General features: G+C 68.6%; 22 protein-coding genes. 4 read left to right on the top strand and 18 right to left on the bottom strand.

Features of this window, described 5'->3' with window-relative positions:
• Nucleotides 1-19 precede the first annotated feature (19 nt).
• Nucleotides 20-562, top strand: a complete 543-nt coding sequence (locus ASC55_RS03360; RefSeq protein WP_055868640.1) for a TetR/AcrR family transcriptional regulator — start codon at nt 20-22, stop codon at nt 560-562.
• Between the two features lie 63 nt (nt 563-625).
• On the opposite strand, the gene serA is transcribed toward ASC55_RS03360, so the two are convergent.
• The 3 genes from serA to ASC55_RS03375 form a co-directional block, all read right to left on the bottom strand.
• Nucleotides 626-2,230, bottom strand: coding sequence for a phosphoglycerate dehydrogenase (serA, locus tag ASC55_RS03365; RefSeq protein ID WP_055872667.1), 1,605 nt, complete (start codon nt 2,228-2,230; stop codon nt 626-628).
• A gap of 123 nt (nt 2,231-2,353) precedes the next feature.
• A complete protein-coding gene (locus ASC55_RS03370; protein WP_055868643.1) occupies nt 2,354-2,689 on the bottom strand; it encodes a hypothetical protein in 336 nt (111 codons plus the stop codon).
• Nucleotides 2,686-3,150, bottom strand: coding sequence for a hypothetical protein (locus ASC55_RS03375; protein WP_055873164.1), 465 nt, complete (start codon nt 3,148-3,150; stop codon nt 2,686-2,688). The genes ASC55_RS03370 and ASC55_RS03375 overlap by 4 nt, the downstream gene beginning before the upstream one ends.
• Nucleotides 3,151-3,234: 84 nt before the next feature.
• Between ASC55_RS03375 and ASC55_RS03380 the strand changes: the two genes are divergently transcribed.
• Nucleotides 3,235-4,188 (top strand): hypothetical protein, encoded by a 954-nt coding sequence (locus tag ASC55_RS03380; RefSeq protein ID WP_055872670.1) that lies wholly within the window; start codon nt 3,235-3,237, stop codon nt 4,186-4,188.
• A gap of 13 nt (nt 4,189-4,201) precedes the next feature.
• Here ASC55_RS03380 and ASC55_RS03385 read toward each other — a convergent pair whose 3' ends face one another.
• On the bottom strand, nt 4,202-4,864 hold the full coding sequence (locus tag ASC55_RS03385) for a GntR family transcriptional regulator (protein ID WP_055872672.1): 663 nt from the start codon (nt 4,862-4,864) through the stop codon (nt 4,202-4,204).
• A gap of 25 nt (nt 4,865-4,889) precedes the next feature.
• Between ASC55_RS03385 and ASC55_RS03390 the strand changes: the two genes are divergently transcribed.
• Complete coding sequence (locus ASC55_RS03390; protein ID WP_055872674.1) at nt 4,890-7,772, top strand: FAD-binding and (Fe-S)-binding domain-containing protein; 2,883 nt, start codon at nt 4,890-4,892, stop codon at nt 7,770-7,772.
• 75 nt (nt 7,773-7,847) lie between these two features.
• On the opposite strand, the gene ASC55_RS03395 is transcribed toward ASC55_RS03390, so the two are convergent.
• The 6 genes from ASC55_RS03395 to ASC55_RS03420 all read right to left on the bottom strand — a co-directional run bounded on the left by ASC55_RS03395 (nt 7,848) and on the right by ASC55_RS03420 (nt 14,912).
• The gene (locus ASC55_RS03395) at nt 7,848-9,188 is read right to left on the bottom strand and encodes an alpha-L-fucosidase (RefSeq protein WP_055872675.1); all 1,341 of its coding nucleotides are present in this window, start codon (nt 9,186-9,188) and stop codon (nt 7,848-7,850) included.
• Nucleotides 9,185-10,729, bottom strand: a complete 1,545-nt coding sequence (locus ASC55_RS03400; protein WP_327038142.1) for a M81 family metallopeptidase — start codon at nt 10,727-10,729, stop codon at nt 9,185-9,187. Before ASC55_RS03400 ends, ASC55_RS03395 begins: the two co-directional genes overlap by 4 nt.
• Nucleotides 10,730-10,820: 91 nt before the next feature.
• Nucleotides 10,821-11,768, bottom strand: coding sequence for an ROK family protein (locus tag ASC55_RS03405; protein ID WP_055873165.1), 948 nt, complete (start codon nt 11,766-11,768; stop codon nt 10,821-10,823).
• 29 nt (nt 11,769-11,797) lie between these two features.
• On the bottom strand, nt 11,798-12,706 hold the full coding sequence (locus ASC55_RS03410; RefSeq protein ID WP_017830810.1) for a carbohydrate ABC transporter permease: 909 nt from the start codon (nt 12,704-12,706) through the stop codon (nt 11,798-11,800).
• Nucleotides 12,696-13,601, bottom strand: coding sequence for a carbohydrate ABC transporter permease (locus tag ASC55_RS03415; RefSeq protein ID WP_017830811.1), 906 nt, complete (start codon nt 13,599-13,601; stop codon nt 12,696-12,698). Before ASC55_RS03415 ends, ASC55_RS03410 begins: the two co-directional genes overlap by 11 nt.
• 51 nt (nt 13,602-13,652) lie before the next feature.
• Nucleotides 13,653-14,912, bottom strand: coding sequence for an ABC transporter substrate-binding protein (locus tag ASC55_RS03420; protein ID WP_235563078.1), 1,260 nt, complete (start codon nt 14,910-14,912; stop codon nt 13,653-13,655).
• Nucleotides 14,913-15,112: 200 nt separating this feature from the next.
• Here ASC55_RS03420 and ASC55_RS03425 point away from each other — a divergent pair, with 200 nt between their 5' ends.
• Complete coding sequence (locus ASC55_RS03425; RefSeq protein WP_055872681.1) at nt 15,113-16,264, top strand: ROK family transcriptional regulator; 1,152 nt, start codon at nt 15,113-15,115, stop codon at nt 16,262-16,264.
• 19 nt (nt 16,265-16,283) lie between these two features.
• Here ASC55_RS03425 and ASC55_RS03430 read toward each other — a convergent pair whose 3' ends face one another.
• The 8 genes from ASC55_RS03430 to ASC55_RS03465 all read right to left on the bottom strand — a co-directional run bounded on the left by ASC55_RS03430 (nt 16,284) and on the right by ASC55_RS03465 (nt 26,443).
• On the bottom strand, nt 16,284-17,558 hold the full coding sequence (locus ASC55_RS03430) for an alpha-L-fucosidase (protein WP_442922345.1): 1,275 nt from the start codon (nt 17,556-17,558) through the stop codon (nt 16,284-16,286).
• Between the two features lie 94 nt (nt 17,559-17,652).
• Nucleotides 17,653-18,681 carry a ketol-acid reductoisomerase gene (ilvC, locus tag ASC55_RS03435; RefSeq protein WP_017830815.1) on the bottom strand — a complete coding sequence of 343 codons (1,029 nt, stop codon included), beginning with the start codon at nt 18,679-18,681 and terminating at the stop codon, nt 17,653-17,655.
• Between the two features lie 79 nt (nt 18,682-18,760).
• Nucleotides 18,761-19,270 carry an acetolactate synthase small subunit gene (ilvN, locus tag ASC55_RS03440; protein ID WP_017830816.1) on the bottom strand — a complete coding sequence of 170 codons (510 nt, stop codon included), beginning with the start codon at nt 19,268-19,270 and terminating at the stop codon, nt 18,761-18,763.
• 3 nt (nt 19,271-19,273) lie between these two features.
• Nucleotides 19,274-21,076, bottom strand: a complete 1,803-nt coding sequence (locus ASC55_RS03445) for an acetolactate synthase large subunit (RefSeq protein WP_055872685.1) — start codon at nt 21,074-21,076, stop codon at nt 19,274-19,276.
• 51 nt (nt 21,077-21,127) lie between these two features.
• On the bottom strand, nt 21,128-22,846 hold the full coding sequence (gene ilvD / locus ASC55_RS03450) for a dihydroxy-acid dehydratase (RefSeq protein WP_017830818.1): 1,719 nt from the start codon (nt 22,844-22,846) through the stop codon (nt 21,128-21,130).
• A gap of 9 nt (nt 22,847-22,855) precedes the next feature.
• Nucleotides 22,856-23,653, bottom strand: coding sequence for a trehalose-phosphatase (gene otsB / locus ASC55_RS03455; RefSeq protein WP_055872687.1), 798 nt, complete (start codon nt 23,651-23,653; stop codon nt 22,856-22,858).
• Between the two features lie 57 nt (nt 23,654-23,710).
• Nucleotides 23,711-25,123, bottom strand: coding sequence for an alpha,alpha-trehalose-phosphate synthase (UDP-forming) (locus tag ASC55_RS03460; RefSeq protein WP_055868667.1), 1,413 nt, complete (start codon nt 25,121-25,123; stop codon nt 23,711-23,713).
• Nucleotides 25,124-25,186: 63 nt separating this feature from the next.
• Nucleotides 25,187-26,443, bottom strand: coding sequence for an MFS transporter (locus ASC55_RS03465; protein ID WP_055872690.1), 1,257 nt, complete (start codon nt 26,441-26,443; stop codon nt 25,187-25,189).
• Between the last annotated feature and the right edge of the window lie 50 nt (nt 26,444-26,493).

Here is a 26,493-nt window from a genome sequence, read left to right on the forward strand (position 1 = left end):
CCTGCGCAGAGGATCCACGATGCCCCGACCTCCCCTCGCCCGCGAGAAGGTGCTCGACGCCTTCGAAGCGATCCTCATCGAAGAGGGAGAGCGTGCCGCCACCCTCGAGGCCACCGCCAAGGCGGCCGGCGTCTCGAAGGGCGGATTGCTGTACCACTTCGGGTCGAAGGATGAGCTCGAGGCCGGGCTCGTCGAGCGGCTGGACCGCCTCACGACCCTCGACCTCGAGCGCATGACCACTGCCGACGAGGGCCCCGTCGCCTACTACGTGCGCACCTCGGTGATGGAGGACGACGCGCTCGATCGGGTGCTGATCGCCACGACCCGCCTCGCCCAGGGCGGCTCGATCCCCGCGGCGGACATGCTCCGCGACACGAGGCGTCGCTGGGCGGAGACGATTCGCCCGCACGTGCGCGACAGTGCGAGCCTCGATCTCGTGATGCTCGTCAGCGACGGGCTCTACTTCAACAACTCGCTCGATGTGCACGGACCGGAGCGACTGGTCCCTCGCAGCGATGAACTCGCCGAGCTGATCGCACTGGTGCTGAAGGCGACGGCCTGAACCCGTCGAAGCGCGAAGGAGGGCGGGACCATCGCGCTCCCGCCCTCCTTCGACTGTCGCCGATCAGACCTCGGTGATCTCGATCTGGCGGAAGAGGTCGGCGTCGATCGCGGCGCTCACGTCTTCGAGCAGCTCCTCCGACACGGGCGAGTCGAGCGTCAGCACGCTGAGCGCCTGCGCGCCGGCCGCCTGACGGGCGATCTGCATGCCCGCGATGTTGATGCCGGCTTCGCCGAACTTCTGGCCGTAGACGGCCACGATGCCGGGACGGTCGGTGTAGAGCATCACGACATGGTTCGTCTCGATCGGCAGCTCGAGGGTGTGGTCGTTGATGCCGACCAGCTTCTCGGTCTGCTTCGGCCCGGTCAGCGTTCCGGAGACCGAGAGCTGCGAGCCGTCGGAGAGCGCACCGCTCAGCGTGATCACGTTGCGGTACTCGTCGCTCACATCGTCCTTGAGCAGACGCACCGCGATGCCGCGCTGCTCGGCGAGCAGCGGAGCGTTCACGTACGAGACGGTCTCGCTGACGATGTTCGTGAAGACGCCCTTGAGCGCCGCGAGCTTCAGCACGCTCACGTCGTAGTCGTTCAGCTCACCGTGCACCTCGACGTCGAGGCTGGTGAGCGGCGAGGTCGCGAGCGCTGCGAAGATCTGTCCGAGCTTCTCGACGAGCGAGATGCCGGGGCGCACGTAGGGATCGATCACACCACCGGCGACGTTCACCGCGTCCGGCACCAGATCGCCGCCGAGCGCGAGGCGCACGGACTTCGCGACCGAGACGCCCGCCTTCTCCTGCGCCTCTTCCGTGCTGGCACCGAGGTGCGGGGTGACGACGACGTTGGGAAGGTCCAGGAGCGGGCGGGCGGTGCCCCCCTCTGCCGGGGGCTCGGAGGTGAAGACGTCGAGGCCGGCACCCGCGATCTCGCCCGCGACGAGAGCCGCGTGCAGCGCCTCCTCGTCTATGAGCCCACCGCGCGCCACGTTGACCACGAAGGCGGTCGGCTTCATGGCCTTGAACTGCTCGGCGCCGATCATGCCCGTCGTCTCAGGCGTCTTGGGCATGTGGATGGTCAGGAAGTCGGACTCGGCCACGAGCTCGTCGAGCGAGAGCAGCTGCACGCCCAGCTGCTGGGCACGTGCCGAGGTGACGTAAGGGTCGTAGGCGACGACGCGCATGTCGAACGCCGCGAGTCGGGCGGCGACGAGGGCACCGATGCGGCCGAGGCCGACGATGCCGACGGTCTTCTCGAACAGTTCGGCGCCGGTGAACGAGCTGCGCTTCCACGCGCCGGCGGACAGCGAGGCGTGCGCGGCGGGAATACGGCGCGCGAGGCTGAGGATGTGGCCGACCGTGAGCTCGGCGGCCGAGACGATGTTCGAGGTCGGCGCGTTCACGACCATGACACCGGCCGCGGTGGCGGCCTTGATGTCGACGTTGTCGAGGCCCACGCCGGCGCGGGCGACGACCTTCAGCTTCGGGGCGTGAGTCAGAGCCTCCTCGTCGATGCGGGTCGCCGAGCGGACCAGCACGGCGTCCGCGTCCGCGAGCGCCGCGAACAGCGCCTCCCGGTCGGTGCCGTCGACGTCGCGGACGTCGAAGTCGGGACCGAGAGCGTCGATCGTGGCGGGAGAGAGTACTTCGGCGATAAGCACGACAGGCTTCGGCACAGTGGATCCTTCGGGGCAGCGCGGCAGGGGCCGATGCGCCGCACACCATGGGGGCGCGATCGCGTCAACTCTACCGGAGCGGACGCGGGCCTCCGTGCCGTGTGACGCGGCAGGACAGGCGGCTCAGGCGCTGGGCATGGTGAGGCTCAGCGCGATGAGACTCATCCAGAACACCGCGACCACACCGAGTCCTGCGAGGAAGACGAGCGCGAGCTCGCCCACTCGCCGCCGCCGACCGATCACATACGCGAAGGCGAACACGATGGCAGGGAAAGCGACGCCGAACAACAGGGTCGCCCACCCGCCGCCGGTCAGCCCGGTCTGCGCCATCGTGATCAGATGCGCCACGGCATTCCAGACGGCATAGGCGTAGAAGAGTCCCGCCAGGCCGATGACGAGCCCGACGAGCCAGCGCGGAGAACCTGCAGACGCCTGCGCCTCGGTCGACGACGTGGTCATGATCCGATCACCCCCACGGTGACGAAGGGCCAGGGAACGAGCAGCACGACTCCCGCGAGCAGCACGGCGACGCGGATCCACGCCGCCCTCCCCCGTGTCAGCACCCAGCTCGCCAGGAACCACAGTGCGGGCGCGGCGATCGCGAGGACGAACCACGGCAGGAACATCACGTCGGAGACCAGGAACGACGCCAGCGGCTGAAGTCGCAGCCCGCCGACGATCCAGCCGATCGTGTAGAGGAGGTACACCCCGCCGACCACTCCGACCAGGAGCAGCATCGGCGTGCTCAAGCCGGCCGGTTCGTCGACGGGCGCAGGAGTCACGGTGCCGTCGTCCTCGATCGTTCCCACGTCGTCGCTGCCCTTGCCGACGGCGTTCCAGCCGTGAGGGAGAGCGCGGTCCTTCGGCGTCGGGGCCTCGTCGCCGTCCCAGTTGAGGGCGTCGTCGGAATCGGAAGTCATGTCCCCAGCGTAGGACACCAGGTCCACTAGGATCGGGGTTGCCTTGAGCCGGAACGGCGGGCACCGGAGGGGAAAGGGAACACCGTGGCTGCGAGCGAGAACGCCCAGAGCGACAACACCGACACCGGCGTCGCACGGTCCGCGAAGAGCACAGCCGCGGAACCGCCCGCCGGCTGGGTCCCCACTCCTGAAGCCAAGGCCAGGGCCACGCGTTTCCGTTGGATCGCCGGCATCCTCTGGGCGGTCGCGATCGTCGGCGAGGGCGTCGGCATCTTCTGGCTCCTGCGTCAGCGCGTGTTCGTCGGCGAGGACGGCGAACTCCTCCGCAACCCCGACACCGGCCTGCTCGAAGAGCAGGGCGTCACTGCGACGTTCCCCCAGTGGGCGTTCATCGCCCTCCTCGTGCTGCTCGTCGTGATCGCGGCCCTGTCGATCACCGGCTCGGTGCTGTGGAAGAAGGCGAACCGTCTCGACCCCGCGCGCAAGGCGGACAAGACGCGGTTCTTCGTGCAGAACCAGCTCGGGGCGATCATCGCGGTCGTCGCGTTCCTTCCTCTGGTCATCCTGATCTTCCTCAACAAGGACATGGACAAGGGCCAGAAGACCACCGCCGGAATCGTCGGCGTGGTCCTCGCGGCACTGGCCGTCTTCGTCGGCGTCGACTTCACGCCGCCCTCCGTCGAGCAGTACACGGCCGACCAGTCCGCCGTGATCCAGCTCCTGGGCAAGGACGAGGTCGTCTGGGTCGACGGCGGCAAGGTCTATCACGTCTGCGATGAGGTCTCGGCCATCCAGACCGGGAGCGAGATCCGCACCGGAACGACCGCTCAGGCCGTCGAGGCCGGGAAGATCCGTCTGACACTGCAGTTCGCTTCCGAGCTGCGCGCGTGCGATCTTCCGGTGCCGGAGAACGACGAGGCGATCGCAGAGGCCCTGCGCGCGATCCAGGCCGGCCAGGTCGACACGGTGCTCCCCGCCCCGGTGTGGGCTGACCCCGCCGAGGCGCCCATCGTGGTCGAGGAAGCACCGGCCGAGTGACGACGGCTCGACGCTAGTCCGCGTCGAGCGCCTCCACGAGCCGCTCCTCCGCCGACGACAGATGCGCATCGAGGAGGGCGGCGGCGCGCTCCCCGTCTCCCGAGGCGACGGCAGCGAGGATGTCGGCGTGCTGAGCGGCGATGGCCGCCGCGTCGAGAAGGCGGCGCCCCTGCACCTGCGCCATGCACAACCGCACCTCGTCGAGGACGCTGCGGTACATGCGTCCGGTGCGCTCGCTGTCGAGCGCATCGATGAGAGCGGTGTGGAACCGCAGGTCCGGATCCACGGTCGCCGGGTCGGGGCCGGGGGGCATCGCGAGGATCTCCGCATTCGCCTCGAGCGCGGCACGCGGAACCGTCCTGGTCACGGCGAGGTCGCGAAGTGCGGCGCTCTCGAGGCGGGTCCTGGTCCGGTAGACGTCGCGCACGGCCTCGGGATCGATCCCGACCACACGCGCGCTCCGATGCGCAGTACGCACCAGGAGCCCGCTCGCCACGAGCTGCTCGATCGCCGCCTTCGCGCTCGGGCGGGCGACGCCGAACGACTGTGACACCGCGGCTTCCGTCAGCGGATCTCCCGAACGGATCTCGCCGCTGAGGATACGACCGCGCAGCTGGGCCGTCACCGCATCCACGACGCCGACGACTCCCAGCGGTGTCTCCGGTGTGCTGGTCATCCGGTCAGCCTATCGAAGCCACGCCATGTCGGTACACTTGTCAGACAATCTTCCGACGGAGCAGAGGAGCACCGTGACGACCACCCTCGCCGAGCCGCTGGATCCCGCACTGCTGGGTTCCACGACACAGGTCCACTCGCGCTCCATCGATCGTTTCGCCCGCGCTCATGATGCCTCGCACTACCTGCTGATCCCCGACGCCGTGCTCTCCCCCGCGGATGCCGAGGGCGTCGCCCGCGCCTTCGGCGCCGTCCGCGCCGCCGGACGCACCATGACGTTCCGCTCCGGGGGTACCAGCCTGTCCGGGCAGAGCGTGAGCGGCGACATCCTCGTCGACACACGCAGCAACTTCCGCGACATCCGCGTGGAGGACGACGGTGCCATGGTGCGCGTCGGACCCGGCGCGACCGTGCGCCAGGTCAACACCAGGCTCACGCGGTATCGCCGCAAGCTCGGCCCCGACCCGGCGAGCGAGATCGCCTGCACGATCGGCGGAGTCGTCGCGAACAACTCCAGCGGCATGGCGTGCGGTATCACCGAGAACTCGTACCAGACCATCGAGTCGATGACGATCGTGCTGCCGAGCGGGACGATCCTCGACACGGGTCGCCCGGATGCGAACGAGGTGCTGCGCGCGGCAGAGCCCGCGATCGCCGACGGCCTTCTCGATCTGCGGGCACGTCTGCTCGCCTCGCCCGAGCACGTCGCATTCCTCCGCCAGCAGTTCTCGATGAAGAACACCATGGGCTACGGCCTGAACGCACTGCTCGACTTCGACGATCCGGTGCGCATCCTCGAGCACCTCATCATCGGATCCGAGGGCACGCTCGCGTTCGTGGCCGAGGCCCGTTTCCGCACGATCGAGGTGCGCCCCTCGATCGCCACCGGTCTGCTGGTGTTCGAGACGCTCTCCGCGGCCATGACCGCTCTTCCCGACCTGACCCGGCTCGGTCTCGCCACCATCGAGCTGATGGATGCCGCGTCGCTGCGCGTCGCGCAGGGGCTGAGCGACGTCCCGGCGGCCATCGCCGAGATCGAGGTCCGCGGACACGCCGCTCTCCTGGTCGAGGTCCACGCCGCCGACGCGGAGGCCCTCGTCGAGGCGAGCGCTGCGGCCCAGACGCACTTCGAGGCGCTGCCTCTGGCGGTGGCACCCCGCCTCACCACGGATGCGAGCGAGCGCGCCGCGCTGTGGCACGTGCGAAAAGGCCTCTACACCGCTGTGGCGGGTGCGCGTCCCTCCGGCACGACCGCGCTTCTGGAGGACATCGTGGTGCCGGTGCCACGACTTCTGCACACCTGCGAGCGCCTGATCGAGCTGTTCGCCGCGCACGGCTACGAGGGCTCGGTGATCTTCGGGCACGCCAAGGACGGCAACATCCATTTCCTGCTCAACGAGCGCTTCGACGATCCCGACAGCGTCGCGCGCTACCGGCGCTTCACCGACGACCTGGTCGACCTCGTGCTCTCCCAGCAGGGATCCCTGAAGGCCGAGCACGGCACCGGACGCATCATGGCGCCGTTCGTGCGACGCCAGTACGGTGACGAACTCACCGACATGATGTGGGAGATCAAGCATCTGCTCGACCCCGACCGCATCCTGAACCCCGGAGTGGTCCTCTCCGATGACCCCGATTCGTACCTGCACGACCTGAAGCGGGTGCCGACGGTCGAGAAGGAAGTCGACCGCTGCGTCGAATGCGGCTACTGCGAGCCGACCTGTCCGAGCAAGAGCATCACCCTCACGCCGCGGCAGCGCATCGTGATCCGCCGCGACATGGCGTGGGCCGAGGAGCAGGGCGACACCGAACTGCTCCGCGATCTGCAGAAGGACTACGACTACGACGGTGTGCAGACCTGCGCGGTCGACGGCATGTGCGGTGTGGCGTGCCCCGTCGACATCAACACCGGTGACCTCGTGCGCCGGCTCAGGGCAGAGCAGTCGAGTGCGCTCGAGGGAGCCGTGTGGGGCACCGCGGCCAAGCATTGGAGCACGGTCACCCGCGCCGGAGGTGTCGCGCTCACCGTCGCCGATGCGCTGCCCGCTCCGCTCGTGCGCGGAGTGACGCACCTCGGCCGAGCGGTGCTCGGCGCCGACACCGTGCCGCTCTACGACGGCGGACTCCCCCACGGCGGCTCGAAGCCACCGCGCCCTGTGTCACCGGCCGATGCGCAGGCGGTCTTCTTCGGCGCGTGCATCGGCACCATGTTCGGCGCGGAAGGCGAGGGCCAGGGCTCTCGGGACGCGCTGCGCGAGCTGCTCGACCGCGCAGGCATCCCCGTCGTGATCCCGGAGGAGAACGGCGGCCTGTGCTGCGGCACCCCATGGAAGTCGAAGGGCCACCTCGACGGTTATGCGCTCATGTCGGACCGGGTGCTCGACTCGCTCTGGGAGGCCAGCCGCCACGGCGAGCTTCCCGTGGTGTGCGACGCCGCGTCGTGCACCGAGGGTCTGGATGTGATGCTCGCCCAGTCCGTCGCGAAGAACCCGCGCTACGCCGGGCTTCGCATCGAGGATGCCACGACGTTCGTGGCCCGTGAGGTGCTCCCCCGGCTGAGCGTGTCGGCGAAGCTCCCCACCGTCGCGGTGCATCCGACCTGCTCCACGACCGCGCTCGGAGCGACAGGGGCGCTGACGGCGATCGCCGGGGCCGTCGCCGATGACGTGTTCGTTCCCGAGGGCTGGGGCTGCTGCGCCTTCGCGGGAGATCGCGGCATGCTGCATCCGGAACTCACCGCCAGTGCGACCGCCCAGGAGTCCGCGGAGATCGCCGAGGCCGAGAGCGCACGCGGCGGCTTCGATGCGTTCGTCTCGGCGAACCGCACGTGCGAGATCGGCATGACCCGCGCCACCGGCCGGCCGTACCGCCACGTGATCGAGGTGCTCGAGGAGCTCACCCGCCCCTGAGTGCCTGCGAACACAGCGAGGGCCCTCCCGAATCGTCTTCGGGAGGGCCCTCGCCTCGTCGCGGTCCGATCCGTCTCAGCCTGCGGACAGGACCGCGACAGCCTCCTCGCGCAGCCCGGCCGGGATCACCGCGACCGTCTGGTCGTGCGCCTGCCTCTCGACCACGCTGCCGTCGGTCCAGCGCAGGTCGGAGCCCAGGAGCTCCTCGGGCAGCTCGAGCGTGCCCGCGCTCGGGTCGAGGGCGTGCACGTGCACGGTCGCCCCGGTGGTCGTGTACCGACGCGGGGCGCCGGTGCGCTCCCCCATGCGGATCCACGGACGTGTGCCGTAGATCGCGTCGCCGTTCGCCTCCAGCCACGTGCCCAGCTCGCGCATCGCGCGACGCTGCAGCTCGGGGATCGAGCCGTCGGCCGCCGGGCCCACGTTGATCAGCAGGTTGCCGTTCTTCGCCACGACGTCGACGAGCAGGCGGATCAGGGCCGCGCCCGACAGCGAGTGCCGCTCGTCCTCCGCCTGGTTGAAGCCGAACGAGAAGCCGAGGCCGCGCGTCGACTCCCACGGCTGCGGGATGATCTCGGGGATGTCCGTGTACTCGCGGGTGAGGAAGCCGTGGTACGGCACACCCCAGCGGTCGTTGACGACGCCGTCCGGCACCGCGGCGAAGTAGCGCTCCAGCAGGGCCGCGACCGCGTATTCGTCTCGCCCCTTTCCGCCGTCGGGCCACTCGATGTCGTTCCACAGGACGTCGGGCGAAAAGCGCGAGACGAGTTCGTCGAGCTGCGCGGCCGAGTAGCGCGCGAAGTGCTCATCGTTGCGGCGGAAGCGGAAGAGGTCGGTGTCCGACTCGATCGGCGGGAAGTCGCTCACGTGCCAATCGAGTGCACCCGAGTAGTACACGCCGAACTTCGCCCCCGCCCGCCGGGTGGCGTCGTGGAACTCGGCGATCAGGTCGCGGCGCGGACCGCGTGCGGCCGCGTTGAAGCCGGTCGTCGCCGTGTCCCACAGGCAGAAACCCTCGTGGTGCTTCGTGGTGGGGACGATGTACTTCGCCCCCGCACCGACCAGTTCGCCCACGAAGGCGTCGGCGTCGAAGGCTGAGGCGTCCCACTGATCCGCGAGGTCCTCGTAGGAGGTCCCCGGACCGAACAGCTGCTGATGGCGCTCCCAGGTGGGGCTGCCCGCGATCCGCACGGTGTTCCCGTACCACTCGGCGTATTGGTGCCAGGCATAGGCATCCTCGGTGGGGATGTTCACGCCTTCGCCGTGCTGCACCGCCCATGCCGGCACGGAGTAGAGCCCCCAGTGCACGAAGAAGCCGAGCTTCGCATCGCGGTACCACTCGGGCACATCCTTGGCCGGGTACACCGGAGCGTCGGCTCCGAAGTCCGGACCGGTGCGCTTCTCGAAGTTCATCATGCGTTCTGCTCCTCGGAGACTCCGCGGCGGACGACCACCGCTTTCAGGTCGGGATTCCCGTCCGTCTCGAACGGGAAGACACCCGGCTGCAGGCGGTAGTGCCCCAGACGCAGGAGGTCCTGGTCGACGCCGCCGGGTGTCAGTGCGAGGGTCCAGCCCTCGGCGAGCTCGTACAGCTCGGGTTCCAGATAGCCGATCTTCACCACGACGATGTCGGCGGTCGTGGGCTCCAGCCCCAGCATCCGGAAGTCCGAGAGGTGATGGAACGGCTTGCGACGCTCGGTGATGATGGCGTGCAACCCGCCCACCGCGATCACGACCTGCGTGCCCGCATCCGGGTCGCCGTCGGTGATGGAGAACACGGTCCCGGTGATCGTCGCAGGGCCATGCGGGCCCGCGTCGACCCCTGCACCGGCGTCGAGGGTGACCGTGGCGCCGATTCCGGCGGCGACCGCCCGTGCGACGGCCTCGCGGTCGAAGATCGAGGCGACCAGCGTCGTGCGGCTGCCGTCGGTGAGCTCCGCACGCTGCAGCAGGTGCGCGAGCGTCCAGGTCACGTCGCCGGCACCGCCCGCTGTCGGGTTGTCCCCCGAGTCGGAGATCAGGTACGGATGCGGCGCTCCCGGGGCGAGCGCCTTCTCGAGCGCCTCATCGAGGGATCCGGTCTCGGCCACGAAGACGAAGTCCTCACGGGCGTCCCAGAACATCCGCGCCACGCGCTCGGCCTCACGGGCGATCAGCTCCTCGTCGTCACCGGTGACCACCACGTACGCCTGACAGCGCGGCTCGTCCGCCCAGGCGTAGCCGATCCACACCGAGGCGTCGACGACGCCGGGGAGCGCCTCGATCTCGGGAAGCTGGGCGTAGATGCTGCGCGCCGGCTCCAGCCGGGTGCTGGTCTTCTCCCCCGGCAGCAGCACGGGAACGGGCACCCATGCGGAGAACGGACGACGACGCAGCGGGTCGGCGCCGTGCGGACCCCGCAGTCGCGCGAGCAGGTTCCACACGGCCCGCTCCTTGGTGTTCATCCAGTCCTCGTGGGGCGCCATCCGATAACAGGTCAGCAGATCGACCGCGTCACGCAGCACCTCCGAGACGTTGCCGTGCAGGTCCATCGACGTCGACACCAGCGTGTCGGGGCCGAGAGCCGAGCGCACAGCGAGAGCGAGGTCGCCCTCGGCGTCGTCCATGCCGACGACGCTCATCGCTCCGTGGATGTCGAAGAAGAACCCGTCGAAGGGGCCCTGCTCGCGGATACCGGCGACGATCGCGTCCTTCATCCGTCGGTAGGTCTCCGGCGCCACGGCACCGCCGGGCAGCGAGCGACCATGCGTCAGCGGCACCCACTCCGCGGCGCCGGCGAGTTCGCGTCCGTCGTCCAGGAACGGGTAGTACCCGCGCAGCGTCTCCCCCGTACGGACCGTGAAGGCCTCGTCGCCGGAGATGTGCGGGGAGAACGTGCTCGACTCGATCGAGATTCCGGCGATGCCGATCCGGGGCTTCGACAGCCCGCCGTCGGCGATGGTCGGAAGGGGGCCCATCCAGATCTCATGGGCTTCGGGACGTGCGGTCACGTGATGTGCTCCTTGTCGGTGCGGGTCGGACGGCGGGGCCGGACCGAGAGGTTCGGACTCAGTGTGCTCCCGCCGGCACGAGCGCGCGGCGAGCGGTCTCGATCGCGCCCAGCGCGACCGCATCGGAGCCGAGGACGGCGGGGATGATGCGCAGCGGAATGCCCGACACCGGAGAATCCGTGTCGAGCGTGCGCAGGATGGACGGCTCGAGCAGATCCCAGGCCGCGGTGACTCCGCCGCCGACGATCGCGCAGGGCAGGTCGAGGATCGTCGCCGCGCTGGCGCACGCGAGGGCGAGGGCGCGCCCGGCGGCATCGAACACCGCGATCGCCTCGGCGTCGCCGCCACGGGCACGGTCGGCGACCTCTCGCGCGTCGCGCACGGGAGCGGACGTGCGCTCCTGATAGCGGAGCGCGATCGACGTGCCGGAGGCCAGGGTCTCCAGGTGACCGATCTGGCCGCAGGTGCACACCAGTTCGCTGTAGCCGGGTGTGTGCCCGATCTCCCCCGCCGCGCCGTGCGGACCGTGGTGGAGATCTCCATCGATGATGAGTGCACCGCCGACGCCCGTGCCGAGCATGACGCCGAGCACGTCGCGATCGGTCCTGCCGTCGGCCGCCGCCTCGCCGAGAAGGAACGCGTTCACATCGTTCTCGACGCGGACCGGCACTCCGAGACGCTGCTCCAGCTCGTCGGCCAGCGGGAATCCCGCCCACCCGACGAAGGTCGCCGATGCGGCGCGGATGGTGCCGGTCTCATGGTCGATGACTCCGGCCGCGCCGACGCCTGCCGCGGCGAGCGACACCTCGGCCTGCGCCGCGAGTTCCCTCGCGAGATCGGCGGCCGCATCGGCCATCGCACCGCCGCCGAGGGCGGCCGGCGCTGGCACACTGCCCCGGGCGAGGACGGCACCGTCGTCGCTCACCAGGAGCGCGGCGATCTTCGTGCCCCCGATATCGATCCCGACCAGTCCCGCACCGCGGGCCGAAGAGGTGGCGATGGGCATGGTGGTCCCGTGTTCCTGACCGATCATGCTCAGCGCCCGCCCAGTCCTGCCATCGCGATGCCCTTGACCAGGTGCTTCTGCAGAACGATCACGAGGATCGTGGTCGGGACCATCGAGATGATGGCCGCAGCCATCTGCAGGTCCCACCGGGTGCCGGTGAGTCCGGCGAAGCTCGCGAGTCCCACCGGGAGCGTGCCGTGCGCGTTGTAGTCGACCGTCACGATCAGCGGCCACAGGTAGCTGTTCCAGAACGAGAGGAATGTGAACACGGCGAGGACGGCGACGGCCGACTTCGACAGCGGCAGGATGATCTGCAGGAACGAGCGCACGGGGCCTGCGCCGTCGACGCGGGCCGCCTCTTCGAGTTCGTACGGGATGCCGCGGAAGAACTGCCGCATCAGGAAGGTTCCGAAGGCGCCGAAGGCGAAGGGCAGGATCAGCGCCTGGTACGTGTCGACCCAGTTGAACCACTGCATCACCTGGAACATGGGGATGACGAGCACTTCGGCCGGCACCATGAGGGTGGCCAGGAACAGGACGAAGACGGCGTCGCGCCCCTTCCACCGCAGACGCCCGAAGGCGTATCCGGCCGTGGTCGAGACGACCAGCACGACCAGCGTTCCGCCGATCGCGACGATGAAGGAGTTCATGATGTAGGTCAGGAACGGTCCGTAGGCGAACACGTCGACGAAGTTGCTCCACCGCAGCTCCGAGCCGACCAGCGTCGGCGGCATCGAGAACATCTCGGCGTTCGGCTTGAGCGCCGAGAAGAAGGCGTAGATCAGCGGGGAGATGAAGATCAGCGCGGCGACGTAGATCCCGACGTGGGCGAGGATGAGCCGGGCGCGGGCGCCGGGGGTCGTCGCCGCGCCGCGAGCGCGCTCGCGTTCGGTGCGGCCGGCGCGGCCGGTGGGCCGGACGAGGGTCTCAGTGCTCATAGTGCACCCACTTCTTCTGCGCTGCGAACTGGAGCCCGGTGATCGCGATGATGATCGCGAAGAGGATCCAGGCGGCTGCGGCGGCGAGGCCGAGGTCGCCGAAGGTGAATCCCTGCTCCCAGATGTACATGACCAGGGGCTTGGTGGCGTTGCCCGGACCGCCACCGGTGAGCATCTGCGGCTGCACGAACACCTGCAGGGACGTGATCATCGTCATGATCGTGGCGAAGAAGATCGACGGCGAGATCATCGGGATGATGATGCTCCACACCCGTCGGAACCCTCTGGCGCCGTCGATGCTGGCCGCCTCGAGCACGCTCTCGGGAAGCTGCTCGAGGGCTGCCGAGAAGATCAGCATGTTGTAGCCGAGCCCCTGCCAGACGCTCATCACGACGACCATGATCATGGCCCATGACGGGTCTGCGAGGAAGTTCGGCAGCTCGATGCCGAACCAGGTCTGCGAGAGACCGTTGAACAGACCCTGCGGCTGCAGCATCATCTTCCACACCAGCACGTTGGCGACCATGGGAGTGACCACGGGGATGAAGAAGAGCACGCGCAGGGCGCCTCGTCCGCGGATGCGCGAACCGAGGCCGAGAGCGAGCACGAGCGAGAGAGCGACGCTCAGCGGCACGTAGAGCAGCGTGTACACCGCCGAGTTGCGCAGCGCCGGCCAGAAGTCGGGGCTGCTGGTGAACAGCTTGACGTAGTTGTCCACCCCGTTGAAGGTCCGCTCGCCGAAGGTCGGCCAGTCGAAGACGCTCATCACGATCGAGAGCCCGACGGGCACGATCGTGAACAGGGCGAGCCCGATCAGGGCTGGGCTTGCGAATCCCAGCGCCTGACCGGCCTCCACCTTGGCGAGCGATCGTCGACGTCTCGTCGTGATCGTCATCTCAGTTTCTTTCTCTGTTACTGCATTGCTGCTGCGGTGGCCGGAGCCGGGTCACTCGCCGAACTGCGCCTGCGCGTTCGAGAGCAGCTCTTCCATCGTCATCTGGCCGTTGTAGACGCTGACCAGGTTCGGCTGGATGTAGCTGTCGAGCTTCTGCCAGTTCTTCGTCATGTACAGCGGGACCGTGTCGCCGAAGGCCGCCTCGAAGACGGACTGGACCTGGTCGCGGTACTGCTCGTCGATCGACTCGAAGTACAGCGGCTGCGACGACGTGCGCGCGGGGTACGAACGGCCGGACGACGCGATGTAGTCCTGTGCGTCCTCGCCAAGAAGCGAGCCCATGACCTTGAGCGCGGCCTCGGGGTTCTTGCAGTTGGCCGAGATGCCGTAGCCCGAGCCGAGGATCGGACCGGGGTTGCCGTTCGCGCCGGCGGGCAGCGGGACCATGCCGGCCGCGAAGCCGGACTCGTTGTCGAGGTAGCTCACAGCGTTCCACGTGCCGTCCACAGCCATCGCCGCGTTGGCGCCCGTGTACTGGTTCTCGCCCCATCCGGTGTCGGAGGCGGATGCCACGGGTGCGGCGACCTTCTTCTCGGTGACGAGCTCGGCGTACCAGGTCGACGCGTCGACGAAGGCCTTCTCGTCGATGTGCAGCGTCCCGTCCTCGGAAGCGGGCTGCGTCGCGGAGTACGCGATGGGCATCGACATCCACTGGTAGCCGCCCATGCCCATACCGAAGCCGTACTTGCCGTCCTTCGTCGCGGCGGCGGCGATGCTGTCGAAGTCGTCGAACGTCCAGCCGATCTCCGGGGTGGGGGCGCCAGCCGCGGTCAGCATGTCCTGGTTGTAGTAGACGAGCATGGTGGCCACGTCGAAGGGCACGCCGTAGACCTTGCCCTCGAAGCTGAGGATGCCGTCGGCACTCGGGTTGAAGTCCGCCCAGTCGATGCCGGCCGTCTTGAGGTCGGCGTCGCTCAGCTCGCGGAAGCCGCCCGTGTAGCCGCCGAGCTGCGCACCGCTCATGCCGGTGACGCAGGCCATGTTGCCGCTGGCCATGTTCGTGGTCAGCTTCGTGAAGAAGTCGCTCCACGGCGACGTCTGCAGCTTGATCTTGATATCGGGGTTCTGCTCCTGAGCGAACGCGACCTGCGCCTCGAGGGCATCCACGTCGGACTCGCTACCCGCCCACATGTCGACCACGATGGTGTCGCCGTCGGCGGAACCACCGGTGCCGCTGCCGTTCGCGCAGCCGGTCATCGCGACTGCGACGCCGGCGACGGCGACCACAGCCCCTACACGCAACTTCTTCATTGAATGCCTCCTGGAAGGGAACTGGTTATTTCGAGGTTCGAATTAACCTAGTAGGATTTCGTATGAAGTTACCGTTTCATACTTCGCAAGGGGCCGCAAGCTGAACATCCGATGTTTATCGGACCTTGATAATTCGTAACTCCCGGGAAACACGACGATCCCCCGCTACGCTGACGATGCTCCGACAGGAAAGTGCTCCCATGACCAACTCCGCAGACACCACCGTCGACGATCCCCACACGCGGCGGATCCTCGACCTCGTCGCCCGCGGCGAGGCGCGCTCACGCACAGAGCTGGCCGCACTGCTGGGGGTTGCCGCGTCGACGGTCGGGCTCCGCGTGCAGTCCCTGCTCGATGCCGGGGTGCTCAGGGAAGCGGGAGACGGCACATCTCGCGGTGGTCGACGTCCCCGGGTGCTGCAGATCGCCGCAGACGGCTTCGTGCTCTCGGCCGACCTCGGCGGCGGACACGCCCGGATCGGCAGGCACTCCCTCAGCGGCGCACTGCTGGACAGCGAGTCGATCGCCGTCGACGTGACCGAGGGGCCCGAGGCCACGCTCGATCGCCTCGCCGTCGTGTTCGACCGCCTCACGAGCACGGGTAGGGTCCATGCGATCGGCATCAGCCTCCCCGGGCCCGTCGACATCGCGACCGGATCGGTCGACCAGCCCTCTCGCATGCCCGGCTGGCCAGGATTCCGCGTCGGCGAGCACCTCTCGGCGCGCTACGGCGTCCCCGTGGCCGTCGACAACGACGCCAACCTCGCGGCTCTCGGCGAGCACCGTGAGCGCTTCGGACACACGGGACACAGCATCACCGTCAAGGCCGGCACCGCGATCGGCAGCGGCATCATCGTCGACGGACGGGTGCATCGAGGAGCCACCTCAGCCGCGGGTGACATCACCCACACCCGCATCGACGGCAGCGGCGACGTCCCGTGCTCGTGCGGCAACACCGGCTGCCTGGAGACCGTGGCCAGCGGCGCGAGCCTCGTGCGGCAGATGCGCGAGCGCGGCAGCGACTCCGTGCACACGACGACCGACGTGCTGAGCCTCGCCCGCGACGCCGATCCGCTGGCCACCACTCTGGTGCGCACCGCCGGCACTCACCTCGGACAGGCGCTGTCCGGAGTCGTGAACTTCTTCAACCCGCACGCGGTGTTCCTCACGGGCAGCATGAGCGCCTCCGAGCCGTTCATCGCCGCCGTCCGCAGCCGGGTGTACGAGGCGTGCCACCCGCTGGCGACCCAGCGTCTGCGGATCGAGTCGGCGACCACGGGCGCCGATGCCATCCTGCACGGTGCCGCACGCCTCGCGCTGGAGGGCATGGACCTCCCCGTGGCGACGGCCTGAGCCGCCGCCACGGACAGGGTCACTCCCCGATCAGGGTCAGCTCGATCACGGGCACCAGAACGTCAGGGCGACGCACCGGAAGGTGCACGGTCAGAGTTCCCTCCGCCTCGCCGGCCGGCGTCATCAGCTCCGCCTCGCGCTCGGGATCGGACACGCTCGTCTCGAGCCACGAACCATCGTTGAGCAGTCGCGCGTAGGAGACCTTGCCGGCGAGTTCGGGAAGATGCACGAAGCCCATCGGCCAGCTGAACAGGCTCAGGTAGAGGCGGTTCCCGCTGCGTGTGTACACGCCCTCGCGCGGCGGAGTGAATGCCGCATGCCCGGCACCGACCACGGCGCCACGGTGCAGGCGCATCCACTCACCGATCTCCCCCAGCGTCTGGGCATCGCGGGGCGCGATCGCCCCGCGTCCGTCCGGGCCGATGTTCAGCAGCATGTTGCCGCCCATCGAGACCGAGTCGACCAGCATCTGCACGAGCATCGTGGGTGACTTCTGGTCGGTGTTGTCGCGGTGATAGCCCCAGGACCCGTTGAGCGTCTGGCAGGCCTCCCAGGTCAACGGCACGCCGTCACGCACGATCGGCGAGGTCGGCTGGTACTGCTCGGGGGTGACGAAATCGGCCGGAATGCCCAGGCGGTCGTTGACGAGCATGTTCGGCTGCAGCTCCCGGCACAGCGCGAGCAGCGCGGTGGCGTCCCAGTCGTCGGGTCCCTTGCCTGCCCAGCCGCCCTTCTCCTCGGGGTATGTGAAGTCGAAGAAGAGGTAGTCGATGTCGCCGTAGTCCGTGAGGAGCTCGCGCACCTGCCCGTGAAGGTAGGCGCGGTACGCCGCCATGTCGCGGCCGACGTTGAGCTCGGCGGCGCCCTCGTCATCGCGGCGCGGGTGGTTCCAGTCCACGGTGAAGTCGGGGTGATGCCAGTCGATGACCGAGTGGTAGAGCCCGACCTTGAGCCCCTCGGCCCGCAGCGCCTCCACGTACTCGCGCACGAGGTCGCGTCCGGTGTTCGCCACCGACGTGTAGTCGGTCAGCTTCGAGTCCCAGAGGCAGAAGCCGTCGTGGTGCTTCGTGGTGAGCACCACGTATCCCATGCCCGTCTCCTTCGCGGTGCGGGCGAGGGCCGCGGCGTCGAAGAGATCCGGGTCGAAGTGCTCGAAATACTGCCGGTAATCCTCGTCGGTGAGGCGTTCGTAGTTCTGGACCCACTCGTGCCTGGCGGCGCCGCTGTAGAGGCCGAAGTGGACGAACATGCCGAACCGAGCCCGGTCAAACCATTCCTGTCGCATGTCTCCCATCCTGGCATAGACATCGGATGTTTGCGCCTTGGGGTTCATCAGAAAACGAAGAACGGGCGCCCCCGAGGGGACGCCCGTTCTTTCGAGAATCGAATCAGCGAGCAGCGCTGCCGTCGACGTAGTCCTCGTCCTGCTGCTTCCATGCGAAGAGCGAACGCAGCTCCTTGCCGGTGACCTCGATCGGGTGCTGCTCCTCCTTGGCGCGCAGCGCCAGGAACTCCTCGGCACCGTTGTCCTGGTCGTCGATGAAGCGCTTCGCGAAGGCGCCGGACTGGATGTCGGCCAGCACACCCTTCATGCTCTCCTTGACGCGCTCGTCGATGACGCGCGGACCCGAGACGTAGTCGCCGAACTCGGCGGTGTCGGAGATCGACCAGCGCTGCTTGGCGATGCCGCCCTCCCACATCAGGTCGACGATCAGCTTGAGCTCGTGCAGAACCTCGAAGTACGCGATCTGCGGCTGGTAGCCCGCCTCGGTCAGGGTCTCGAAGCCGGCCTGCACCAGGTGGCTCACGCCGCCGCAGAGAACAGCCTGCTCACCGAACAGGTCGGTCTCGGTCTCTTCGGTGAAGGTGGTCTTGATGACACCGGCGCGGGTGCCACCGATGGCCTTCGCGTAGGAGAGCGCCAGGTCCCAGGCCTTGCCCGATGCGTCGCGCTCGACGGCGATGATGTCGGGGATGCCGCGGCCGGCGACGAACTCGCGACGGACCGTGTGGCCGGGAGCCTTCGGGGCGACCAGGATCACGTCGACGCCCTCGGGAGCGTCGATGTAGCCGAAGCGGATGTTGAAGCCGTGCGCGAAGGCGAGCGTCTTGCCGGCCGTGAGGTTCGGCGCGATCGACTCGCTGTAGATCGTGCGCTGGTGCTGGTCCGGCGCGAGGATCATGATGACGTCGGCCCACTCGGTGGCTTCGGCGACGGTCTTCACCGGGAAGCCGGCCTCCTCGGCCTTGGCGGCCGACTTGGAGCCCTCCTTGAGGGCGATCGCGACCTCGACACCCGAGTCGCGCAGGTTCTGCGCGTGGGCGTGGCCCTGCGAGCCGTAGCCGACGATCGCGACCTTCTTGCCCTGGATCAGGGACAGGTCTGCATCGGCGTCGTAGAAGATCTCGGTGCTCACTTTGTGTTTCTCCTTGTTCTTTGCGTTTCGTCTGGCTTCGCGTGCTCGATGAGCGGCGAAAACTCGGTACTCAGGTTGGTCAGCCGCGCAGGACGCGCTCGGTGATGCTCTTGCCGCCACGGCCGATCGCGAGAAGACCCGACTGCGCGATCTCCTTGATCCCGAAGGGCTCGAGCGCGCGCAGCATGGCGTCGACCTTGCCCTTGTCGCCGGTCACCTCGATCACGAGGGCGTCGGAGGCGTAGTCGACCACCGAGGCGCGGAAGAGGTTCACGACCTCGATCACGTTCGATCGCGTGGCGTTGTCGGTGCGCACCTTCACGAGCATGTGCTCGCGCTGCACCGACGTGGCGAAGTCGAGCTCGACGATCTTGATCACGTTGATCAGCTTGTTGAGCTGCTTGGTGACCTGCTCGAGCGGGAGCTCGTCGACGTCGACGACGACGGTGATGCGGGAGATCCCCGGCACCTCCGTCACGCCGACGGCGAGGGAGTCGATGTTGAAGCCGCGGCGGGCGAAGAGCCCCGCGACACGGGTCAGCAGGCCGGGGGTGTTCTCCACCAGCAGGCTCAGCACGTGGGTCGACATGGATCAGTCCTCCTCGTCGAATGCGGGCGCGTGCTCGCGGGCGTACTGGACATAGCTGTTGCTGACTCCCTGCGGCACCATCGGCCACACCATGGAGTCGGCGCTCACGACGAAGTCGATCACCACGGGGCGGTCGTTCGTCTCTAGCGCGAGCTGGATGGCGGCGTCGACCTCCTCCTCCTTCTCCACGCGGATCGCGAGGCAGCCGTAGGCCTCGGCGAGCCTGACGAAGTCGGGGATGCGGATCGTGCCGTGACCGGTGTTGAGGTCGGTGTTCGAGTGACGGCCGTCGTAGAACAGTGTCTGCCACTGCCGCACCATGCCCAGCGACGAGTTGTTGATGATCGCGACCTTGATCGGGATGTTGTTGATCGTGCAGGTCGCGAGCTCCTGATTGGTCATCTGGAAGCAGCCGTCGCCGTCGATCGCCCAGACCGGACGCTCGGGCTGCGCCACCTTGGCACCCATCGCGGCGGGAACCGAGTAGCCCATCGTGCCGGCGCCGCCGGAGTTCAACCAGGCGTTCGGACGCTCGTACTTGATGAACTGCGCCGCCCACATCTGGTGCTGGCCGACGCCCGAGGCGAAGATGCCCTCGGGGCCGGTGAGCTCGCCGATCCGCTGGATCACGTACTGCGGGGCGAGGAGGCCGTCCGTCGTCGGCGCGTAGCCGAGCGGGAACTCGGTGCGCAGACCGTCGAGGTACGACCACCACTCCTCGATGTCGGGCTTGGTGCCTGCAGTCGCTCCGCGGAAGGCCGCATCGAGATCGGTGAGCACGTCGCGCACATCGCCGACGATCGGCACATCGGCTGTGCGGATCTTGGAGATCTCAGCCGGGTCGATGTCGACGTGGACGACCTTCGCGTTCGGCGCGAACAGTGCCGCCTTGCCCGTGACACGGTCGTCGAACCGTGCGCCGAGCGACACGAGCAGGTCGGCCTCCTGCAGCGCCAGCACCGCGGGAACCGTGCCGTGCATGCCCGGCATGCCGAGGTGCTGCGGGTGAGAGTCGGGGAACGCGCCGCGCGCCATCAGCGTCGTGACCACCGGTGCACCGGTGGACTCCGCGAGCTCGAGGAGCTCCGCCGACGCCTTGCCGCGGATCACGCCACCGCCGACATACAGCACCGGCTTCTTGGCCTCGGCGAGCAGCGTCGCTGCGGCCTGGATCTGCTTGCCGTGCGCCTTCGTCACCGGACGGTAGCCGGGGAGGTCGATCTTGGGCGGCCACACGAACGGGGCGGTCGCCTGCTGCGCGTCCTTCGTGATGTCGACCAGCACAGGACCGGGGCGTCCGGTACCGGCGATCTCGTAGGCCGCAGCGATCGCACCGGGGATCTCGGACGCATCCTTCACCAGGAACGAGTGCTTGGTGATCGGCATCGTGATGCCCACGATGTCGGCCTCCTGGAACGCGTCCGTCCCCATCAGCGTCGAGAACACCTGGCCGGTGATGGCGAGCATGGGCACCGAGTCCATGTACGCGTCGGCGATCGCGGTGACGAGGTTGGTCGCACCGGGGCCGGAGGTGGCGATGCACACGCCCACCTTGCCGGATGCCGACGCGTAACCCTCGGCCGCGTGGCCGGCGCCCTGCTCGTGCCGCACCAGGATGTGGCGGAGCTCGGAGGCGTCCATCAGCGGATCGTAGACCGGGAGGATCGCGCCGCCGGGAAGACCGAACACGTCGGTCACGCCGAGGAGCTCGAGCGAGCGGACCACGGCCTCCGCACCGGTGATCTCCGGCGCAGAGGATTGACGGGCGGGCGGCCTCGGCACGGCCGGGGCGGAATCAGCAGTCATGAGTTTCCTTCTGATGATCTGTGCAGGACGCCGGATGCCGGAGCGTCCGGGTCAGCCGGTGGTCGCGCCCTCGGCGGCGGACCGCACGAGGCGCGAGTACTTGGCAAGAACGCCTCGGGTGTAGCGCGGGGGAAGCGGCTCCCAGCCAGAACGGCGGGAGGCGAGCTCTGCCTCGTCGACGAGTAGATCGAGAGAGCGAGCTGCGATATCGACCCGTATCAGATCACCATCGCGCACGAAGGCGATAGGACCTGCGTCCACCGCTTCGGGTGCTATGTGGCCGATGCACAGGCCGGTTGTGCCGCCTGAGAATCGTCCGTCAGTCAAGAGTAGTACATCTTTTCCGAGCCCAGCGCCCTTGATGGCCGCCGTGATGGCGAGCATCTCGCGCATGCCCGGTCCGCCCTTGGGGCCCTCGTAGCGGATCACGATGACGGTGCCGGGCTCGATCTCCCCCTCGGCGACGGCGTCCATCGCGGCACGCTCGCGCTCGAACACGCGGGCCGGACCCTCGAAGACGGCCGCATCGAAGCCGGCGGTCTTGACGACGGCACCCTCGGGAGCGAGCGAGCCGTGCAGGATCGTGAGGCCGCCCGTGGCGTGGATCGGGTTGTCGAACGTGTGGATGACCTCGCCGTCGATCGGCTGCGGGTCGAGGTCGGCGAGGTTCTCGGCGAGCGTCTTGCCCGTGACCGTGAGCGCGTCGCCGTGCAGCAGTCCCTCGTCGAGCATCGCCTTCATGATCACGGGGATGCCGCCGTGACGGTCGACGTCATTCATGACGTACTTGCCGAAGGGCTTCATGTCGGCGACGTGCGGAACCTTGTCGCCGATGCGGTTGAAGTCGTGCAGGCTCAGCTCGACCTCGGCCTCGCGGGCGATCGCGAGCAGGTGCAGGACGACGTTCGTGGAGCCGCCGAGGGCCATCGCGAGGGCGATCGCGTTCTCGAACGCCTCTTTGGTGAGGATGTCGCGGGTCGTGATGCCCTGACGGAGCAGGTTCACGACGGCCTCGCCCGAGCGGTGGGCGTAGTAGTCGCGACGGCGGTCCGCTGCGGGCGGAGCCGCCGAGCCCGGGAGGCTGAGCCCGAGGGCCTCCGCGACCGAAGCCATGGTGTTGGCGGTGTACATGCCGCCGCACGCGCCCTCGCCCGGAGCGATGGCGCACTCGATGCGCTTCAGGTCCTCCTCGCTCATGAGGCCGGCGCGACACGCACCCACAGCCTCGAACGAGTCGATGATCGTGACGTCCTTCTCGGTGCCGTCCGAGAGCTTGACCCAACCCGGAGCGATCGATCCGGCGTACAGGAACACACTCGACAGGTCGAGGCGCGCACTGGCCATGAGCATGCCGGGGATCGACTTGTCGCACCCGGCCAGGAGCACCGAGCCGTCGAGGCGCTCTGCCATCATCACGGTCTCGACCGAGTCGGCGATGACCTCGCGCGACACGAGCGAGAAGTGCATCCCCTCGTGGCCCATCGAGATGCCGTCGGAGACCGAGATGGTGCCGAACTGCAGCGGGTAGCCGCCGCCCGAATGCACACCCTCCTTCGCCCCCTGCGCGAGCCGGTCGAGGCTCAGGTTGCAGGGAGTGATCTCGTTCCAACTCGAGGCGATGCCGATCTGCGGCTTGTCCCAGTCGGCGTCGCCCATGCCGACTGCGCGGAGCATACCGCGGGAGGTCGTGGCCTCGATGCCGTCGGTGACGACGCGGCTGCGGGGCTTGATGTCGATGGGCGCGCTGCTGGCGGGATCATGCGAGGACATGACGGAAGTCTATTGCCGTGCGGAGGTGCGTTCGTCCGCCAACGCCTCCAGAAGCTCGGCGATCTGTTGTGGAGTGTCCACACGCAGGGTCGCCACGCTCTCCCCCGGCCCCACGCGCACGCCGAGGTCACCGGGCTCCAGCACGCGCATCGCGTCCTCGTCGGTCACGTCATCGCCGGCGAACAGGATGCCGGTCGCATCGAACCGGTCGCGGAGGGCCGCCATCGCGGCATCCTTGCCCTCGGTCCGCGAGGAGAACTCGAGCACCCGGTGACCGGAGCGGCGCCTCCAGTGCGGGAAGCGCTCGGCCACGAGGGCGTCGATCTCGGCGAAGACGCGCTGCTCGGTCTCGGCATCGGCGCGACGGGTGTGCACACCCATGCCGAAGGTCTTGGGCTCGAACTCGGCGCCGTCGTAGCGGTCGATGATCGGCTGGGCCGCCGCCCAGAGCTCTTCGCGCGCACCGTCTTCTGTCGCCTCGCCCGGAGCGTCGACGTCGCCTTCGCCCGGAAACCAGTACTGCGCGCCGTGCGAACCTGCCAGGGCGATCGCGGAGTCGTCGGAGTGCTCGGTGATGACGCGGAGATCGTGCATGCTGCGTCCGGAGACGTAGGCGACGACCGTGTCAGGTAGTGCTGCAAGACGATCGACCTGGACGGCGACCTCGGGGAGCGCCCGCGCCGCCATCGGGTCGGCGACCAGCGGAGAGGCTGTGCCGTCGAAGTCGAGGGCGACCACCAGCCGCGGCGTGGCGGCCAGGGCCTTGAGGTCGTCGTCAGCGGTTCCGGGGATCCAGGGGCGCGTCATGGATGCTCCAATCACAGGGGTCGTGCGTTGTGGGCTCGGGTTCGGTGTCGCGGGTGCTCAGCGGCCGCGTACCTCGGAGAGGGCCTTCAGGAACGACGACGACCAGGCGTTCACGTCGTTGTCGAGCACACGTCGGCGAAGCGACCGCATGCGGCGACCCTGCTCGGCGGGCGGCATCTCCACCGCCGTCATGATCGCGTCCTTGAGCCCCTCGATGTCGTGCGGGTTGACCCGGACGGCCTGGCGCAGCTCATCCGCCGCGCCGGTGAACTCGCTCAGCACGAGCACGCCGCGGTCGTCGACGCGGGTGGCGACGTACTCCTTGGCGACCAGGTTCATGCCGTCGCGCAGAGCGGTGACGAGCATCACGTCCGCGGCCAGATACAGCGCGACCATCTCCTCGCGCGGGTATCCCTGGTGAAGGTATCGGATCGCGGAGTGGCCCATGGTGTCGGTGTCGCCGTTGATGCGGCTGACGGCGAGCTCGATCTCGTCACGCAGGTGCACATAGGCGTCCACACGCTCGCGACTGGGGCTGGCGACCTGCACGAGCGTCACGTCCTCGACCTTGAGCCGGCCCTCGGCGAGGAGCTCACCGTACGCCTTGATGCGGTGGCGGATGCCCTTGGTGTAGTCGAGGCGGTCGACCCCGAGCAGGATGCGCTTCGGATTGCCGAGGCTCGCGCGGATCTCCGCCGCCCTCGCACGCACGTCCTCGCGAGCGGCGAGCTCGAGGTAGGGAGTGGTGTCGATGGAGATGGGGAACGCTCGCGCCATCGCGGTGCGCGTGCCCTCGCCCTCCCCCTCGGGCACGGCGACGTGCGGACCTTTGACCTCGTAGCGCAGTCGGCGGCGCACGGCGGTGAGGAAGTACGTGGCATCCTGCGCGCGCTGGAAGCCGATCACGTCGGCACCGAGCAGGCCGCGCAGCACCTGATCACGCCAGGGCAGCTGCGCGTACAGACCGTGCGCGGGGAACGGGATGTGGTGGAAGTACCCGATCGTGACGTCGGGGCGGAGCTCACGCACCATCTGCGGCACGAGCTGCAGCTGGTAGTCGTGCACCCAGACCGTGCCCTCCGGCGCCGCAGCAGCAGCCGCCGCCTCGGCGAAACGGCGATTCACGGTGACGTAGGCGTCCCACCACTCGCGGTGGTACTGCGGCGGTGCGATCACATCGTGGTAGAGGGGCCAGATGGTGTCGTTCGCGAAGCCCTCGTAGTACTCGGCGACCTCTTGGGCGCTCAGGGCGACCGGGATGAGATCGATGCCGTCGGCCTCGAAGGGCGCGAGCTCCAGGTCGGCCTGACCGGCCCAGCCGACCCAGGCGCCGTGCACGCTGCGCATCATCGGCTCGAGGGCCGCGACGAGGCCGCCGGGGGATGTGCGCCACGCCTCCTCGCCATCGGGGCCCACCACGCGGTCCACGGGCAGGCGGTTGGCGACGACGACGAAATCTGCTGCGGCCACGAGGGCTCCTCCCGGGGGTTTCCTCCAGGCTATCGAGGAACCTCGATTTCCGCGGATCGATCGTCAGGGCTTGACGGGAGCCGCTCGACGCTTCTCACCGCTGAGCATCCAGTTCGCGACTCCCGCGGCGAACGCGATGAACGCGGCGACCATCGGCAGCAGGAGCGCAGCCGGAGTCCCGACGCTCTCGGCGATCTCGCCCGCGAAGGCGGCGCCGATCGACTGCCCGACCACGACGCCGGAGCCCAACATGGTCATGACGGTGGCCGAGCGCCCGCGCGGGCTGCGAGCGGCGCCGAAGCTGTACTGCGTGACGAGTGTGGGGCCGATGCCGATGCCCATGATCGCGAGCGCCACCATCATGGTTCCCGGCGTGTCGACGAAGCCGAGCAGGAGTGTTCCCGCCAGCAGGATGCCCGAGAAGACGAGCCACCGCGCACGCATCGAGAACGCGGCGGGAAGCCACGCGACACCGAGCGCGAGAATCGCGGAGCCGACGCCCATGACGCCGTAGAGGAGGCCGGCCTGCTCTGGTGCACCGCGGTCGGCCATGAACGATGTGAGCGAGGTGAGCATCGTTCCGAAGAAGATCCCGACACCGAGGATGCCGACGACCACGATCAGCAGCTGGGGCCGGAACAGCTCGGAGACGGTCGACGGCGCCTTGCCATCCGCATCCCGATCCTGCGAGACGTGCCGTCCGCTGGGGTGCAGGGCGAAAGCCCCCACGAACACCACGGTCAGCACGGCGGCTCCCACCAGCGGCGCCCACGGCGCGATCGCCGAGGCGAGGATGCCGACGATGAAGGGCCCGAAGACGAACACGGTCTCATCGGCGGCCGACTCGTAGGCCATCGTGCCCGATACCGTCTTGGCGCGGCGCCCCTCGGGCATCCGGTCGCTGATGATCGTCACCAGACGCGACCGCGAGAGCGGCGCAACCTGCGGAGCCGTGGCCCCGATGCCGACCGCCGCGAGCAGCACGAAGCCGTCGGCGGCGGTGCCATAGACGACGAACGTGAACAGCAGGAGCATCGCCCCGTTCGCCAGGGCGAGCACCAGCAGCACAGTCCGCTGTCCGAACCGGTCGGCCGCGGCTCCCAGCAGCGGCCCGAAGCAGGCGGTGCCGAGGCCGACGGCCGCGGAGGTGAGCCCGCCCAGCGACAGGGAGCCGCGAGCGGAGACGACCACCGTCAGCACGCCGACCACCATCATGGCGAACGGCAGTCGCGCGATGAAGGCGATGAGGAAGTAGGGAAGGCCGGCGAGACGGAGAAGGCTCGGCTCGGCGAGTTGCTGCGATGTTGTTGCGCGTGTCATGGCTCTCGCGCGTCGAAGACGCGATGTCGGGTGCCGCCGCTGTCCGTCGG

This window comes from Microbacterium sp. Root322 (assembly GCF_001425645.1).
GTDB classification, from domain to species: Bacteria; Actinomycetota; Actinomycetes; order Actinomycetales; family Microbacteriaceae; genus Microbacterium; species Microbacterium maritypicum.

Bases quoted from the DNA above. Each gene is read 5' to 3' on its own strand.
- ASC55_RS03360 (WP_055868640.1), top strand. From the start codon at position 20: ATGCCCCGACCTCCCCTCGCCCGCGAGAAGGTGCTCGACGCCTTCGAA.
- ASC55_RS03370 (WP_055868643.1), bottom strand. From the start codon at position 2,689: ATGACCACGTCGTCGACCGAGGCGCAGGCGTCTGCAGGTTCTCCGCGC.
- ASC55_RS03375 (WP_055873164.1), bottom strand. From the start codon at position 3,150: ATGACTTCCGATTCCGACGACGCCCTCAACTGGGACGGCGACGAGGCC.
- ASC55_RS03385 (WP_055872672.1), bottom strand. From the start codon at position 4,864: ATGACCAGCACACCGGAGACACCGCTGGGAGTCGTCGGCGTCGTGGAT.
- ASC55_RS03390 (WP_055872674.1), top strand. From the start codon at position 4,890: ATGTCGGTACACTTGTCAGACAATCTTCCGACGGAGCAGAGGAGCACC.
- ASC55_RS03395 (WP_055872675.1), bottom strand. From the start codon at position 9,188: ATGATGAACTTCGAGAAGCGCACCGGTCCGGACTTCGGAGCCGACGCT.
- ASC55_RS03400 (WP_327038142.1), bottom strand. From the start codon at position 10,729: ATGGGCCCCCTTCCGACCATCGCCGACGGCGGGCTGTCGAAGCCCCGG.
- ASC55_RS03405 (WP_055873165.1), bottom strand. From the start codon at position 11,768: ATGCCCATCGCCACCTCTTCGGCCCGCGGTGCGGGACTGGTCGGGATC.
- ASC55_RS03410 (WP_017830810.1), bottom strand. From the start codon at position 12,706: ATGAGCACTGAGACCCTCGTCCGGCCCACCGGCCGCGCCGGCCGCACC.
- ASC55_RS03415 (WP_017830811.1), bottom strand. From the start codon at position 13,601: ATGACGATCACGACGAGACGTCGACGATCGCTCGCCAAGGTGGAGGCC.
- ASC55_RS03420 (WP_235563078.1), bottom strand. From the start codon at position 14,912: ATGAAGAAGTTGCGTGTAGGGGCTGTGGTCGCCGTCGCCGGCGTCGCA.
- ASC55_RS03425 (WP_055872681.1), top strand. From the start codon at position 15,113: ATGACCAACTCCGCAGACACCACCGTCGACGATCCCCACACGCGGCGG.
- ASC55_RS03430 (WP_442922345.1), bottom strand. From the start codon at position 17,558: ATGGGAGACATGCGACAGGAATGGTTTGACCGGGCTCGGTTCGGCATG.
- ilvN (WP_017830816.1), bottom strand. From the start codon at position 19,270: ATGTCGACCCACGTGCTGAGCCTGCTGGTGGAGAACACCCCCGGCCTG.
- ASC55_RS03445 (WP_055872685.1), bottom strand. From the start codon at position 21,076: ATGACTGCTGATTCCGCCCCGGCCGTGCCGAGGCCGCCCGCCCGTCAA.
- ilvD (WP_017830818.1), bottom strand. From the start codon at position 22,846: ATGTCCTCGCATGATCCCGCCAGCAGCGCGCCCATCGACATCAAGCCC.
- otsB (WP_055872687.1), bottom strand. From the start codon at position 23,653: ATGACGCGCCCCTGGATCCCCGGAACCGCTGACGACGACCTCAAGGCC.
- ASC55_RS03465 (WP_055872690.1), bottom strand. From the start codon at position 26,443: ATGACACGCGCAACAACATCGCAGCAACTCGCCGAGCCGAGCCTTCTC.